Annotated in this window: 14 protein-coding genes; 9 read left to right on the top strand and 5 right to left on the bottom strand. The window is 39.9% G+C overall.

Annotation, left to right across the window (positions count from 1 at the left end; all coding sequences use genetic code 11):
- Window positions 1-37: 37 nt before the first annotated feature.
- Window positions 38-2359 (bottom strand): 5-methyltetrahydropteroyltriglutamate--homocysteine S-methyltransferase, encoded by a 2322-nt coding sequence (gene metE / locus G6R09_RS09335; RefSeq protein ID WP_065176665.1) that lies wholly within the window; start codon window positions 2357-2359, stop codon window positions 38-40.
- Between the two features lie 277 nt (window positions 2360-2636).
- Between metE and metR the strand changes: the two genes are divergently transcribed.
- Window positions 2637-3548, top strand: coding sequence for an HTH-type transcriptional regulator MetR (gene metR, locus G6R09_RS09340; protein ID WP_065167821.1), 912 nt, complete (start codon window positions 2637-2639; stop codon window positions 3546-3548).
- A gap of 24 nt (window positions 3549-3572) precedes the next feature.
- Here metR and G6R09_RS09345 read toward each other — a convergent pair whose 3' ends face one another.
- Both G6R09_RS09345 and G6R09_RS09350 read right to left on the bottom strand, forming a co-directional pair.
- Window positions 3573-3761: a DUF4250 domain-containing protein gene (locus G6R09_RS09345; protein WP_065167820.1), complete on the bottom strand. Its 189-nt coding sequence runs from the start codon at window positions 3759-3761 to the stop codon at window positions 3573-3575.
- Between the two features lie 157 nt (window positions 3762-3918).
- Window positions 3919-4587 carry a hypothetical protein gene (locus tag G6R09_RS09350; protein ID WP_163921955.1) on the bottom strand — a complete coding sequence of 223 codons (669 nt, stop codon included), beginning with the start codon at window positions 4585-4587 and terminating at the stop codon, window positions 3919-3921.
- Between the two features lie 289 nt (window positions 4588-4876).
- Here G6R09_RS09350 and glpA point away from each other — a divergent pair, with 289 nt between their 5' ends.
- From glpA to G6R09_RS09370, 4 genes are all read left to right on the top strand, one after another.
- Window positions 4877-6529, top strand: a complete 1653-nt coding sequence (glpA, locus tag G6R09_RS09355) for an anaerobic glycerol-3-phosphate dehydrogenase subunit A (RefSeq protein ID WP_163921958.1) — start codon at window positions 4877-4879, stop codon at window positions 6527-6529.
- Entirely contained in the window at window positions 6529-7872 is a 1344-nt protein-coding gene (gene glpB / locus G6R09_RS09360) for a glycerol-3-phosphate dehydrogenase subunit GlpB (protein ID WP_163921961.1), read from the top strand. Before glpA ends, glpB begins: the two co-directional genes overlap by 1 nt.
- Window positions 7872-9080: an anaerobic glycerol-3-phosphate dehydrogenase subunit GlpC gene (glpC, locus tag G6R09_RS09365; protein ID WP_163921964.1), complete on the top strand. Its 1209-nt coding sequence runs from the start codon at window positions 7872-7874 to the stop codon at window positions 9078-9080. Before glpB ends, glpC begins: the two co-directional genes overlap by 1 nt.
- Window positions 9081-9279: 199 nt before the next feature.
- Window positions 9280-9633: a hypothetical protein gene (locus G6R09_RS09370; RefSeq protein ID WP_235859675.1), complete on the top strand. Its 354-nt coding sequence runs from the start codon at window positions 9280-9282 to the stop codon at window positions 9631-9633.
- 11 nt (window positions 9634-9644) lie between these two features.
- Here the strand turns inward: G6R09_RS09370 and G6R09_RS09375 are convergent, their stop codons facing one another.
- Entirely contained in the window at window positions 9645-10841 is a 1197-nt protein-coding gene (locus G6R09_RS09375) for an MFS transporter (protein ID WP_163921967.1), read from the bottom strand.
- 160 nt (window positions 10842-11001) lie between these two features.
- Between G6R09_RS09375 and G6R09_RS09380 the strand changes: the two genes are divergently transcribed.
- The 3 genes from G6R09_RS09380 to G6R09_RS09390 all read left to right on the top strand — a co-directional run bounded on the left by G6R09_RS09380 (window position 11002) and on the right by G6R09_RS09390 (window position 13944).
- Window positions 11002-11877, top strand: a complete 876-nt coding sequence (locus G6R09_RS09380) for a LysR family transcriptional regulator (protein WP_065167814.1) — start codon at window positions 11002-11004, stop codon at window positions 11875-11877.
- A gap of 242 nt (window positions 11878-12119) precedes the next feature.
- Window positions 12120-13487: an anaerobic C4-dicarboxylate transporter DcuC gene (gene dcuC, locus G6R09_RS09385; protein ID WP_163921970.1), complete on the top strand. Its 1368-nt coding sequence runs from the start codon at window positions 12120-12122 to the stop codon at window positions 13485-13487.
- Between the two features lie 124 nt (window positions 13488-13611).
- Window positions 13612-13944, top strand: a complete 333-nt coding sequence (locus tag G6R09_RS09390) for a hypothetical protein (protein ID WP_163921973.1) — start codon at window positions 13612-13614, stop codon at window positions 13942-13944.
- Window positions 13945-13950: 6 nt separating this feature from the next.
- On the opposite strand, the gene G6R09_RS09395 is transcribed toward G6R09_RS09390, so the two are convergent.
- A complete protein-coding gene (locus G6R09_RS09395; RefSeq protein WP_163921976.1) occupies window positions 13951-14724 on the bottom strand; it encodes a ribonuclease H family protein in 774 nt (257 codons plus the stop codon).
- Window positions 14725-14923: 199 nt separating this feature from the next.
- Here G6R09_RS09395 and G6R09_RS09400 point away from each other — a divergent pair, with 199 nt between their 5' ends.
- Window positions 14924-16165 (top strand): mechanosensitive ion channel family protein, encoded by a 1242-nt coding sequence (locus G6R09_RS09400; RefSeq protein ID WP_087846186.1) that lies wholly within the window; start codon window positions 14924-14926, stop codon window positions 16163-16165.
- The last annotated feature ends 37 nt before the right edge of the window (window positions 16166-16202 follow it).

Consider the following 16202-nt stretch of genomic DNA (forward strand, 5'->3'; position numbering starts at 1 on the left):
AAAGCGATATTTATAGACGGCTTTTTTATTGTTTCGATTATGCTGCAGTCACTTCACGGTATTTATCACGCAAAATATGGGCAGCAGTTACCATATTGGTTAATGCCGCTTCCGTTTCAGTCCAATTACGTGTCTTTAAACCGCAATCTGGGTTGATCCATAAACGCTCAATCGGAATCAAAGCCGCAGCTTTATCAATTAACCCAGTGATCGTTTCAACCTCTGGAATATTTGGTGAATGAATATCATACACACCAGGCCCTATTTCATTTGGATAAGCAAACGCTTCAAATGCTTTAAGTAATTCCATGTCTGAACGTGATGTTTCAATGGTTATCACATCAGCATCTAATGCCGCTACTGATGCGATAATTTGATTAAACTCGCTATAACACATATGCGTATGAATCTGTGTTTGTGGTGCAGCTCCTGCAGCTGAGATCTTAAACGCCTGCACAGCCCAATCGAGATACGTCTGCCATTGGCTCTGTTTTAGTGGCAACCCTTCTCTTATTGCTGGCTCATCAATTTGAATAATATTAATCCCTGCTGTTTGTAAATCTGCCACCTCATCACGCAGTGCTAATGCAATCTGATTGGCTATCACTTCGCGGGATAAATCTTCTCGTGCAAACGTCCACCCTAATATTGTTACGGGACCAGTGAGCATTCCTTTAACAGGTTTAGTGGTTAAAGATTGTGCATAGCGGATCCAATCGACAGTCATTGGCTTGGATCGGTAAATATCTGACACAATAATTGCAGGTTTAACACAACGCGATCCATAACTTTGTACCCAGCCATATTGAGTAACGGCAAAGCCCTCTAGCTGCTCTGCAAAATATTCCACCATGTCATTACGCTCAGCTTCACCATGCACTAATACATCAAGTCCCAAATTATGCTGTCGAGTAATTGCATCTTGAATATGTATCTCCAGTGCTTGATGGTAGTCAGCCTCAGTTATTCGCCCCGCTTTAAAATCGCTACGTTGACTACGAATAGCCGTTGTTTGTGGAAATGAACCAATCGTCGTCGTGGGTAATAAGGGTAATTGCAACGCATGTTGCTGCTGAATCGCTCGCTCAGCATAAGGAAGCGCTCGTTGCGCTAATTGTGGTGTAATGGCTGCAGTACGTTGCTGTACTTGAGTATTATTCACACGTTCACTCTCAAGACGGGCTTTTATACTAGCACTGTAATCAGTACATGCAGCAATCGCACTTTGTTCACCATCAAGCGCTTGAGCCAATAAGGTAATTTCATGACATTTTTGTTTGGCAAATGCTAACCATTGACGAACGTCGCTATCCAGCTCAGTTTCACTCTCAACATCTATTGGGCTATGTAATAAAGAGCATGAACTTGCTAACCATAAATTACGCCCTAATTGCTGCTTTAGCGGCTGTAAACGAATTAGCCATTCAGCCAGATCTGCCCGCCATACATTGCGACCATTAATTACACCTGCAGATAGCACCCAATGACTTGGAATAGCGTCAGCCACGACTGATAATTGTGCTGGTGCTGCTGATAAATCAACATGTAAACCATCTACATTGAGCTGTGAAATTGTGGCGAGCTGATGGCTAATATCATCAAAATAAGTGGTCAGTAATAACTTAGGACCACCATGAAGCACTTGATAAGCTAATTTAAAACTTGCTGTCCATTCAGTGGGTAATTCAAGCGCTAATGCTGGCTCATCTATCTGTACCCACTCAACCCCTAATGCGGTTAATTTGGTTAATATTTGCTGATAGGCTGTTAATAAGCGAGGTAATAATGTCAATCGATCAAACCCTTGCTGTTTCTCTTTACCTAACCATAAATAAGACACCGGCCCTAATAATACCGGCTTAACGTTATGGCCTGCTTTTTTAGCCTCTGCCACTTCTTCAAATAACTGTTGCCAACTAACGTTAAAATTATCTTCTGCAGTAAATTCTGGCACGATGTAATGGTAATTAGTATTGAACCATTTGGTCATATCAGCAGCGGCACATGCACATCCCGTCGGCGCTTTACCACGTGCGACAGTAAATAAGGTATCTAAATCAGGAAAACCTTGCTGATGACGGCTTGGAATATGACCAAGCAACATGCTTGTGCCTAATACATGGTCATACCAAGCAAAATCCCCTACTGCAACGTAATCTAGTCCGGCACTAAGTTGATCATTCCAATGCCGATGACGCAACTCTTGTCCAACGTTTTTAAGTTGAGATTGATCGATCTCACCCTGCCAATAACGTTCTTGAGCAAATTTTAATTCGCGCTGACTACCAATACGTGGATAGCCTAAAATATGGGTCACCGTTTTAGTTATATCGGTCTTTTTTTCTGATTGTGCTGTCATTGTTATATTCCTTTAATCCGCTGTGTATTAACCATAAATCCATATAAAAACAATGGCTAAGATGACATTAGTTGACTAACACAGTGACCAATAATAACGCTGACAACAAGGTGATTTTCCTCATAACGATCATGAATTTTTTTCACGTTAAAACGCTAGTAATTGATAAAATCAATCGATAACATAGCCGTTTAGCCATCTGGATGTTTACAATTACAGCGTTAACGAGTAGATTATAAAACAATCAATGGCTAACTCAGTACTCCAAGGATGGAATATGATTGAACTTAAACACCTCAAAACATTAACAGTACTGAGAACAACAGGATCACTCACTGCAACCGCAAATAGTTTATATTTAACCCAATCAGCACTGTCTCATCAGCTAAAAGATCTGGAACAACGCTTAGGTAGCCAACTTTTTTTACGTAAAACACGCCCAGTACGCTTTACTGCTGAAGGTAAAGTGCTGCTTGATTTAGCCGACACCGTATTGCCCAAAATACAAATTGCCGAGCAAGCACTAGCCAATAGCAAACATCAGACAACGGCAAGATTACAAATGGCCATTGAATGCCATTCGTGTTTTCAGTGGCTAATGCCAGCATTAAAACAATATCAAGTACTATGGCCTGATGTGGATATTGATTTTTGCTCTGGGTTTAGTTTTGATCCAGTTCCGGCATTGGCTCAAGGCGAATTAGACTTAGTCATTACATCAGATATTCACCCTCGCAACGAAATTCATTATGAGCCATTGTTTGATTTTGAAATGTGCCTCATTGTTGCTTCGCAATCACCATTAGCGACAAAGTCATATATAGAGCCTGCTGATCTTATCGATCAAACTCTACTCAGTTATCCAATTCAACGTCATCGCTTAGATATTGTTAAGCACTTTCTTCAACCCGCAGCCATTGAGCCATTAGCATGGAAGCAAGCGGATAATAGTCTGATGTTGATACAAATGGTGTCTGCGGGAATGGGAGTTACGGCATTACCGAATTGGGCAGTTGATAGTTTTGTCCGTCAGGGATTAATTGTCAGCAAACCATTAGGCACCGGATTATGGCGGCGTCTCTTTGCGGCGGTACGAGCATCAGAATACCAGCACCACTATTTGAAGGCTTTTTTTGCAACAGCGAAACAGCAATGTCAGCAGCATTTGCAAGGTATTAAAGCGGTTTAACACCTTGCATCAATAAAGCTCACTTTACTTAAACTGATTATTTAGTGGATCGTAATGATAGCCTTGCTGAGCCATTTTTTCTGTCAGTTCAGTTTCACTTAATTCATAACGAGAGGTTAATTCTGCCATTGAGCAACACTCTAACCGTAAACGCTCATTCACAATGCCAATCACAATATGGGTATCCATACCAAGTAAGTTATTAATTTCCATTTTATCCCCCTTACTATTTCAATGATCATCGCCATTACTGTACGTAACTCATTAAGCATAGACGATATGTCATAAATTCTCCTTGCCGTATATCGCAGCTATAAAAAAGCCTTTATCTCAAACAAGATAAAGGCTATTTATGACTCACTGTGATGGCTTAAAATAAGGTTAATTGCATCACAGCTGAAAACGTAAGTAGTACCGCAGCTGCTAATAGCTGCCATTTATTGACGGTTTTATGTAATAAAATATGCCCTGACCATACCAGTAATGCAATGACTAAACACACCAATGAAGTGACAACTTCAACAGTATAAGGCGCAGTTGCAACCTCACCCATAAAGATAATTTTCCACACTAATAGCAAGACTGACACTATTGCACTCACAAAGCCTACAAAGGGTAAAATGCGGTGAAAAGCCTGTAAGCGGGTACGTGAAAACGTCAGTAATACATGGGCAAGTAAGCTACCGTATAGCGCCATCGCCATTAAACTTAACAGCATTTCAGGCATATCCATCATTGGCACTAACATCATCCAACAAATGAAACCTAATACATTCGATCCATAAAGTACGATGAGAGGCCCTGAATCTCGTGTTTTACTGGTTTTCACTTTGACAGTAAAAAATAACAAACTCAATAACGGCAGTATCGCCCATACTTTGCAGATCGTAGCTAACAACCAGCCAACCAGTAATACTGGCAACATTTTATGTACGCGACCACGTTGACCAGGGCAAATCTCCCCTTTGGTGAGAACTAAAGTAAGAATACATTGCGCACCAAGCAGTGCCGGAATTAAAAATGCGAGATAGCCGATCATAATAAGCATCATAAAAAATAAAGGGAGCACAATTATACTCAAGTCACGTCAAGATGCGAATCTCAGCCGCCCCTTTAATGCTAAAGATACTCACCTCATTAATTGTTCCATTTGCTGATCTTCAAATAGCCACGTCATGAACAAAAAGGAACACCAATAATGTTCGTTCGCTCATTTATGTGCGTTTGCTCACCAAATAGCATGTAATTTAATGGCATATTAACCATATTAAAATAGTGGGCGTTTAAAGCGCTAATAATATAATTCAATAACGATAAGCGAAACGAACATGACGACTTGGTTAGAAACAGAGGTTGTGATCATCGGCGGTGGTGCAACTGGTACGGGGATAATGCGTGATTGTGCCCTGCGCGGTATAAAATGCATTTTAATTGAAAAAGACGATTTAGCCTCTGGTACAACAGGTCGAAACCATGGCTTACTTCACTCTGGTGCCCGCTATGCTGTGACAGATCCAGAGTCCGCTAAAGAATGCATTACTGAAAATCGTATTCTTAAAAATATTGCTCGTCATTGTGTAGAAGATACGCAAGGATTGTTTATTTCTCTGCCAAGTGATGATCTTCAATTTCAACAGCAATTTATTAGCGCCTGCCAAGGTGCTGATATTGATGTCGAACAATTAACCCCACAACAAGCGTTACGATTAGAGCCGAACTGTAATCCGCATTTAATTGGAGCAGTAAAAGTCCCCGACGGTACCATTGATCCTTTTCGGCTTGCTTCATCAAATGCACTTGATGCTATCGAACATGGCGCACAATTGTTTAATCACACTTTTGTTACTGATCTTATTCAACAAAATGGCGTCGTTAAAGGGGTTAAGTGTTTAAACCTTAAAACCAATACTCACTTTGAAATTAGAGCGCAGCAGGTGATTAATGCGGCTGGGATCTGGGGACAGCAAATCTGCCAGTACGGTGATCTTAATATCACTATGTTCCCTGCTAAAGGATCATTATTGATCTTAGATTATCGCATTAATAATTTAGTGATCAACCGTTGTCGCAAGCCCTCTGATGCCGATATTTTAGTCCCAGGAGATACCATTTCACTGATTGGAACAACTTCGGAGCGGATTGATTATAAAGACATTGATGATCTTCATGTCACCAGCAAAGAAATTGATATTTTATTAAAAGAAGGTGCCAAGCTTGCTCCAATCATGGCCAATACTCGAGTATTACGCGCTTATGCTGGCGTGCGTCCATTAGTGGCTGTTGATGGTGATACTAGCGGTCGTAATATTAGCCGCGGGATCGTGCTATTAGATCATGCTGAACGCGATAGCATGGACGGTTTTATTACCATTACTGGCGGTAAATTAATGACCTACCGTATGATGGCTGAATGGACCACCGATTTAGTTGCCAAAAAACTGGGGAATACTACTCCTTGCACCACTCATCAACGGCCATTACCGGGTTCCGAACAACCAAAAGCCATTAAGCACACAGCCAGTTTAGCTAAACCTGTTTATCAATCCGCTTATTACCGCCACGGTGAGCGCGCGCAACAATTTTTAACCGATGATAAGAAAAGCCAAGCCATTATTTGTGAATGTGAAATGGTAACTTGTGGTGAAGTTGAATATGCCATCAAGCAACTTGATGTGCATAACTTAGTTGATTTACGCCGTCGTACTCGCGTTGGTATGGGACCTTGCCAAGGGGAATTATGTTCTTATCGAGCGGCTGGGCTATTTGCTGAATATGGCAACACTGATGGCAACCATGCCAGCCATATTCTGAGTGATTTTCTTGAAGAACGCTGGAAAGGCATTAAACCTGTTTTTTGGGGAGATGCTTTACGCGAAGCCGAATTTTCTTATTGGATTTATGAAGGTCTATTTGGTGTCAGCGATATTCCACCAGCAACAACATCTACCAATACTAACCAGCCACAAGGCGAGGAAAAATAATGAAATTTGATAATATAATTATTGGTGGTGGTGTTGCAGGCTTAACCTGTGCGATCCGTTGTGCTCAAGCAGGACTTAAAACAGCCGTTATTGCTGCAGGTCAAAGTGCACTCCATTTTTCTTCAGGATCAATTGATGTGTTAAGCCGTTTACCTAATGGTACTGCAATCCAATATCCTTTTCGTGAATTTGACCGATTAACGACTCAATCACCACAGCATCCTTACAGTAAATTAGGGCTTGATGTTACTTGTCAAGCGATTGATTGGTATCAACAGACAATGGCAAATATTGGCATTGAACTGCATCATCAAGCTGATGATTGTAACCATCTGCGCATTACTCCAATGGGAACATTTAAAGCAACATGGTTATCGCAATCCACTGTACACCCTTTTCCAATGTTTGAACCCGCACAAGCATTACATAAAATCGCATTAGTAACGATTGATGGTTTCCGTGATTTTCAGCCCCAATTAGCAGCCGATAACTTACGCCTATTGCCCCACTTTGCTAACGTGGAAATTACCACTGCAGCCGTTGCATTACCTGATGTTGAACTCATGCAGCGTAATCCGTGTGAATATCGCTCAATTGATATTTCTCGTGTCTTAGCCGATGACCATAAACTACAACGTTTTGCGTTAGCCATGAAAAATACCATTGGCGAGGCAGATCTGGTGGTTCTTCCTGCTGTCTTTGGCAACGGTACTGGCATTAAGATCATCAAAAAAATTGAACAGTTAACTGGTTACACACTGTGCGAAATTCCAACCATGCCGCCATCGTTACTTGGCATTCGTTTAGAAGATGCGATGAAAAGCTATTATAAATCGTTAGGTGGGTTGATTCTTGCTGGCGATGAAGTGACTCATGGTGAATTTGAGAATAACCAATTACAACGTATTTTCACTCGCCACCATGGTGACATGCCACTGGTTGCCAATCACTATTTACTCGCCAGTGGCAGTTTCTTTAGCCGTGGTTTACATGCAGAACGCCATCATATTGAAGAAGCCGTTTTTGGGTTAGATATCGCGCCATTAGCATCAACCAACCACCAGCATTGGTATCAATCACAATTTTTCAGCGATCAACCGCATCAATTTCTTGGCATGGGGGTTGAAACTAATCAGCAGTTACAACCTAGCCTTAACGGTAATACCATTACCAATCTCTATTGTGCAGGGGCTATTTTGGCGCATTACAATCCTATCTTTGAAGGCAGTGGTAGCGGTGTTGCTATTAGTAGCGGTTTTCATGCGGCACAATCAATGATCGCTCTACAGAACAATCATCAATCAAGCGCTATTTTTCCATCATTAGCAGAGGGCAATATCTAATGCTCAAGCAAGATACCAGTTTTGACCAATGCATTAAATGCACCGTATGTACCGTTTATTGCCCTGTTGCTAAAGCCAATCCGAATTACCCTGGCCCTAAACAATGTGGCCCTGATGGCGAGCGATTACGGATTAAAAGCGCGGAATTTTATGATGATATGCTCAAGCTATGCACCAACTGCAAACGCTGTGAAACCGCGTGTCCTTCTGGCGTTAAAATTGGTGACATGATTGCTGTTGCGCGTAGTAAACATGCTAAACACGATCTAAATATTAAAACTATTCGTGATTTTGTCCTTAGCCATACCGATTTAATGGGATCTGTCGCAACCCCTTTCGCACCAATCGTCAATGCGATTACCAGCATGAAACCGGTTAAAAAAGTCATGCATAAAACCATTGGGGTTCATGATCATAAAAGTTTACCTAAATATTCCCATGGTACTTTTCGCCAATGGTATAAAAAACACTGCCATAACCAAACTCACTATCCACAACAAGTACATTATTTTCACGGCTGTTATGTGAATTATAATCACCCACAATTAGGTAAAGATTTCATCAAAGTCATGAATGCAATGAACATTGGTGTGCAATTACTAAAAAAAGAAAAGTGTTGTGGTGTACCACTGATTGCTAATGGTTTCTTTGATAAAGCCAAGAAAAACGCATTGCTCAATACTCAAAGTTTTGCAGCGGTTGTTGAAAAATATAATTCAACCATTGTTTCAACCTCTTCAACTTGTGCGTTTACCTTACGTGAAGAATACCCACATGTTTTAAAAGTTGACAATGCCAACGTTGCTGATCGGATTGAGTATGTAACTCGTTTTCTACTTAAAGCATTTATGAATGGTAATACCCCTAAGCTAAAACCTATTAATAAGAAAGTGGTCTATCATACTCCGTGCCACCTTGAGCGTACCGGAGGGAGTTTATATACCATTGAATTACTGAAAATGATTCCAGGTTTAGAACTTGAGGTATTAGATAGTCAATGTTGCGGCTTAGCCGGAACTTATGGTTTTAAAACTGAAAATTATGATACTTCAATCAAAATTGGTGAGGACTTATTTCAAAAGATCCGCCAAGCCAATGCTGATTATGCAATAACTGATTGTGAAACCTGTAAATGGCAAATTGAGGAAAACACTGATTTAAAAACAATTCATCCAGTTAGTTTACTGGCTATGGCATTGGCTAACTAAACACACCTTTACCAATCGGTTATTTTTGATAATACTAATCAAATACGCAGTATTTTCCCCGATTAAATACTGCGTACTTTTTAACTCGCGCAATAATTAGCGAGACAGGTTTATCAAACGATTGAGTCACATTATTATGTTATTTCTAAAACCACTAGGACTATTGTTTACCGCACTGATATTAAGCAGCTGTTCCTTTATGGCTATTGCAGCTGATAGCACAGAAGCCGTTCATTTTAAAACAGGAACGAGCAGTGAACAGTATGTCGCCACAACTGCCAGCTATGATGTTAATAATTATGTTTTTTATGCCAAAAAAGATCAGCACTTAAAAGTCACCCTCGACACCAAAAGCACTAAATTATGGGTTATTCTTCTCGATTCAAAACTTGAACGAATTGCTGATTTAAATCCATATTCTGCTGATATTAATGACAATGGCGAATATGTATTACCTTACAATGGCAAATACACTATTCGCATTGGTCAATATCGCGCCTTTGCTCGCCGTGGTGAAAGCAGTCATTACACATTAACTATCGCGATCGATTAGCTATTATTGCCTCATTGAGGTTGTAAAACAGGTTGTTGCTTGGTTTTCATTAAGTACCCACATAAGATAAACATCAGTGAGTACAATACTGTACCTCCAGTAACAACCATACTCCAACCGCCATGCTGCCAGCAGTAAATCAGCAAAAAGCCCCCTAAACTACCACCAACATAATAATGAACTAAATAGAGCGCAGTAGCCGTTGCTTTAGCGACTTTGGCATGATGACTAACCCAAGCATAAGCTAATGAGTGGGTAAAAAATGCCCCAGAGCTCAATAACAGCAAGCTGATTAAAATAGTAATGCGTGATTCAACTAAACCTAACCACATTCCCACCAAACTTAAAATACCGCCTAAGATCATTCCAGATATTGGATTAAACTTACTTGCCCAACGACCGCTTAAACGTGATGTAATAGTGCCACTTAAATAACAAACAAAAATTAATGATGCCCAACTTAATGGCAAATTAAATGGTGCGGCTACCAATCTAAATCCAGTCACTGAATAAAGGTTAATAAATAACCCAAAATTTATTCCGCCAATTAACATTGCTAACCACAAAACAGGTTGTTTAAGATGGTCGATTAATTGACGAGCATGTACATGTAATTGATGGTTATGACGAACAAAATGTTGCTGTGGTGGTAATAATTTAATCACCACAATAGCCCCAATTAAACTCATGGCCGCCATTCCGAATACCGCCCAATGCCAGCCTAGCTGTTCACCAAAAATACCGCCATACAATCGTCCAGCAATCCCGCCTAATGAGTTAGCACTAATATAACTCCCCACTGCTAACATTAATGCTGTAGGGCTAAACTCTTCTGCCATATAAGCCACAGCAACCGCGACATAACCTGCAACCGAAACTCCCATCACCGCGCGTACTAAAGTTAGGCTCAATAAATTTTGAGTGAAAACCATCGCAATTCCCACAATGGGCATCAATAGTAAGCTAATCACCATAATCAGTCGTCGTCCGACTATCTCAGAAGCAATGGCCCACGGAATTAAACATACTGCCAGCATTAATGTTGTTGCCGCTAACACCCAGTTAATTTGAGTCGCGGACACAGCAAATTCTGTCGCCATCAATGGCAACATTGGCTGAAATAAATATACATTACAAAAAACGATAAATGACCCTAATGCCAGTGCAAAACTGGTTTTCTTATAGGCTACTGTGTTTATCTCGATCATGATCTCACCTTTTAAACGATCTATGCCTATCCCACAATGTCATTAGGGTAGAGATATCTTATTTTCAAAAACTAAACATAACGTGACAAGACGATAACAATAGCCTCATAATAATGAAAATATATAATTAATATCACAGTGATAAACAAAGATTATAACCATGGACACGCGTTTACTTATTTACTTCACTCAATTAGCACAAACAAAAAACTTCACTCGTGCTGCTGAGCAACTTCATATTGCACAACCAGCACTGAGCGTGGCGATCAAAAAACTTGAACAGCAATTAGATCTGACATTATTTTATCGTAATGAACGCAAAGTTAGCCTCACTCAAGAAGGTGAAGTGTTGCTTATACATGCTAAACAAATATTACAAAAAATCGACGATGCAACCTTAGCCATGAAAGAGTTACGTGGATTAGAAAAAGGTGAAGTACGACTTGGAGTGCCAAGTATGCTGGGATCCTATTTTTTTCCTCAAATACTGATGGGCTTTAAAAGCCACTACCCCAACTTAAAATTAACCATTGTTGAAGCAGGTACCCAATCAATTAGACAAATGCTCGTTGAGGGGGAATTAGATCTTGGTGTCATTATTAATCATAACGTACCGAGTAGTTTACAAATAGAGCATCTATTACGTTCGCAGATGGTCGCTGTAGTGAGTGAACACCACGAGTTTGCGACCAAAAAAAGCCTCTCTTTTGACGACTTTTTTGGCCAAGAATTAGTGGCATTTAAACCTGGGTATTTTCATCGTGAAATTTTAGATCATATTTGCGAACAACATCATTTAACCGCAAATATTTCATTTGAAACTAATTTATTACCCATGATTTTACAGATTATTCGCCATGATTTTGCCATCACATCCTTACTTGAATTGGTCACGGATCATGAATCGAACGTTATTCCTATTCCCTTTGCTAAACCTATTCATTTAGATCTTGCAATGGCATGGCGCAAGCAAGGTTACCTCTCACTTGCTGACAGAACATTTATTGAATACGTTAAACAGCAATGCCAACAATAATCATTACAAATAGTGATACGAGTGCGAATTTAACATTTAACAAACATCAACAAACCAATACATAACACCATAAAAATCAAATTATTAACATTATCAATAAAAGCATGGCAGAGATCATAACTTCGACTGTTAATAGTCGTTCATAAGCTGCTTTTTAGTTACATTAGTCGCGCCTTTTATGAAAAAAATGCCGCAAAACATCATAAATGCATATTTAATTTGATTTTAGGAGAGGACTTTCCATGACGGAATTATTAATTGGGTTGGTGATCACCATTGCCGTTGGTTATTACATTGTAAAAGGATATAACGCAGCTGGCGTTTTATTAACAGCAGGGGTGTCATTACTCATTATTGCCGGTTTATTAGGCCATTCAGTGTTACCTGCTAAAGTAGCATCTACTGGTAACTTATTAACTGACTCACTTGAGTATGTGAAATACATGCTTCAAAACCGTGGTGGCGGCCTAGGTTTACAAATCATGCTATTGTGTGGTTTTGCCTCTTACATGACGTATATCGGTGCAAATAATGTTGTTGTAAAACAATTTTCAAAGCCTCTTTCTTTTATTAAATCACCTTATGCATTATTAGTTGCCGCCTATATTGTGGCATGTTTAATGTCACTTGCCGTTAGCTCTGCAACCGGTCTTGGGGTGCTATTAATGGCTACCCTATTCCCAATGATGACAGCGATGGGTATTTCTCGCCCAGCAGCAGCTGCGGTATGTGCATCACCTGCGGCAATTATTTTATCACCAACATCGGGTGACGTTGTTGTTGCAGCTGAAAAATCAGGTTTACCATTACACGTCTTTGCCGTTGAAACTGTATTACCAGTTTCTATTTGTGCCATTATCGTTATGGCTGTGGCAGCGTTTTTCTGGAATAAATACCTTGATAAGAGAGACAATACGCCAATGGAACGTGTTGATATTTCAGAAATGGAAGTCAATGCACCTGGTTATTACTCGATCTTACCTTTCATGCCAATTATCGGTGTATTCTTATTTAACGGTGAAACTATTCCAGGCTTAAAACTGGATATTTACACAATTGTCATCGTTTCAATTGCACTTGGTTCTGTGGTTGATTTCTTGACTAACCGTTTAGATGGTAAGGCGACATTAAGTAATCTAGAGTCTTGCTATGCTGGTATGGGAGACGCATTTAAAGGCGTTGTAATGTTATTAGTTGCTGCTGGTGTATTCGCACAAGGACTGATGACGGTCGGTACGATTGATAACCTGATTTCACTAGCAGATAAAGCCGGTGCTGGTGGTTTCGCATTAATGCTACTACTAACAGCGCTTACCGTTGCTGCCGCTATTGCAACGGGCTCTGGTAACGCACCTTTCTATGCTTTCGTAGAACTTGCACCTCAGCTAGCAGGTAAATTAGGTTTAAGCCCTGCTTTCCTGATTATTCCGATGTTACAAGCATCAAACTTAGGTCGTACCATCTCACCTGTTTCTGGTGTTATCGTAGCAACATCTGGCATGGCAAAAATCAGCCCATTTGATGTTGTTAAACGTACCTTCGTGCCTGTTATCTGTGGTTTAGCTACCGTTATTATTGGTACATTTGTCTTAGTACCTATGTACGTTTAATCATTATATAGAACATTAACGACTGAAAAATACCAAGCCCATTGAGAAAATACTCTCAGTGGGCTTTTTTTATATTGCTATTCACGGCACAATTCTATTATTAATCAAACCACATGATGATGTTATGAATAAACAACAAGCCCTGATCCAAATCTTGACCTTTGGTCCTCAACGGGACGCGGCGTTTTCAGTCTTTGTAAATGCCGAAAACTCTCCCAATGATCCCCCTTTTGAGGTCAGCCACCAGCATTTGATCATGGTATTAGAAAAATACCTTGCTGATGAAATTGATGCTGATGATATCGAGCAATGGGCAAATTTAATTGATTTCAGAGCAGATATTGATGGTAGTGCTATTGAAGGCTATTTATATGCATTAGCCAATCCAGAAATGATGGGCGGTGGCGAAAATAAAGCGAACATTTTACGTATGCTCGCTGTACTAACCCAAAGCTAACAGAGCTTAACCCGCACGAAGAGCAAGTAACGCCACTAAATCATAAGGCGGTTGATATAAACAGAAATCAACAACTTTAGTATCGACCGCTAAGATTGACATTCGATCAGCCAATTCATTACCTTCAATACCAACATGACCATTCACATGGTGGATCACAAGCTGTGATTTTAGTGCTTGATAACGGCTAAACATTTGTTGAATTAAAGCGAGATTTTTAATTTCTCCACCGGCTTTTTTCCAGCCATTTTTTTGCCATGTTATCGCCCATTGGGTAATACATTGAATTGAATATTTCGAATCACAAAAAATAGCGACAGTAGTCCCTTGTGCCAACGCTTGTTCAGCTAAAATCAACGCTTGATTAAGTGCATTTAACTCGGCGGTATTATTGGTGCCCATTGGCTCATACAAGCCATACCATAACTCACTGAGCTGATTGTTTTGGTATAATGCTAATCCTGATCCCGCTTTACCCGGATTAGGATCACAACCGCCATCAGTAAAAATTTTAATTTCAGCCGTTAATGCATGAACTTGTTCGCTGGTTAATGAGCCTTTACTGGTTGTTGTACGCTTTACAGCCGTTTTATTACTTCCCGCAGCTGTAGATCTTACTGCTTGAGGCTGTTTACCAAAAGCAGCCGTTGCTTCTGCTTGAGTTGGAAATGATTTATAGCGTGCACCTGCAAATTTATCGACTTGCTGCTTACAACTTGCCCAATCACTATAAATACCGGGCTCACGACCTTGCCATACCACATAAAACTTTTTGGCCACTATCATCTCCATACTATATCTAGAACATACATACTTGGTATTCTAAGATTCTATCACTAATGCAGCTTTATGATTATGCTAAGATAAACACCACCACTAAAATATACTCGTATCATTGTTAATACTGTTGTTAAATAATGATATTAAGCAATCACCATTCAACATTTATTTATTCACCGTGTGAGTATGGAGTTCAGTTTTGAGCCATAAAATACGCTTAGACATTGCTAATGGCATGTCACAGCTGGGGATCAATGTTCAACCACAAGATAATATATCAACCGCCATTTTTATGGTGCTTTGCTGCGCTCTTGCATTCTTATCTTATGTCTTTGTGCGTTGGGGCTTACTTACATTATTACGCTCAGCTATAAAACGTTCCCAAGCGACATGGGGACACGTTATGGTGCGCCATAAAGTGTTTGAAAAATTATCACTGACGATTCCAGCAATGGTACTCAATCTTGTTATACCGCTTGTATTAGATAAACATGCCATTCTCAGTAGTTTTATTGATCGCACCCTTAGCTTATGGTTAATTATCGTACTCGTTAGAAGCTCATATGCATTTCTTGATGCAACCAACGACATGGCCGATATTAATCAGATCAGCCGTAACCTACCGGTCAAAAGTTTTGTCCAATTATCAAAATTAATCCTCTTTTTTATTGGCTTTATCATTGCTATTTCAGTATTAGCTAACCGCTCACCTATTTATTTCTTAAGCGGTTTAGGTGTTGCTACAGGTTTAGTGTTATTAGTTTTCCGCGATACTATTTTAGGTTTTGTGGCTGGTATTCAACTGTCAGCTAATCAAATGGTAAAGGTGGGTGATTGGATCCAAATGGATAAATATGGCGCTAACGGTAGTATTGATGAAGTCTCTTTGACAACCGTTAAAGTAAAAAACTGGGATAATACTGTGACCAATATCCCTGCCTATGCACTGGTACAAGACTCATTCATTAATTGGCGTCAAATGCAGGAATCTGGTGGGCGACGCATCAAACGTTCAGTGCTAATAGATATTGAAACGATTAAATTTATTGACGAGCAGCAACAACAAAAATTAGCCCAGATCCCTTATGTGGCCGATTTTATAACGAAAAGAAATACTGACATCGCTAGCGGTGATGCGCATGCATTACAGCTTACCAATATTACGGTATTTCGTGCCTATCTTGAGGCTTACTTAAAGCAAAACAATAAAATTCGTCAAGATATGACCTTTTTGGTACGTGAATTAGAGCCAACGGCACAAGGTCTACCCGTGCAAATTTATGTGTTTGTGAATGATACTCGGTGGGCTTTTTATGAAGCCGTTCAATCTGATATTTTTGACCATGTATTAGCTATTTTGCCCCAATTTGATCTTGCTGTTTATCAAAGTCCTGATGGCTCAGATGTACGAAGTCTACAATCGAACATAACACCAGCTTAAGTCTTTAGCTTAAACCACGCTCAACAAACAACGATCA

Origin of the sequence: Photobacterium sp. Alg240-V54 (genome assembly GCF_900537155.1) — a bacterium.
Classification (GTDB): domain Bacteria; phylum Pseudomonadota; class Gammaproteobacteria; order Enterobacterales; family Vibrionaceae; genus Photobacterium.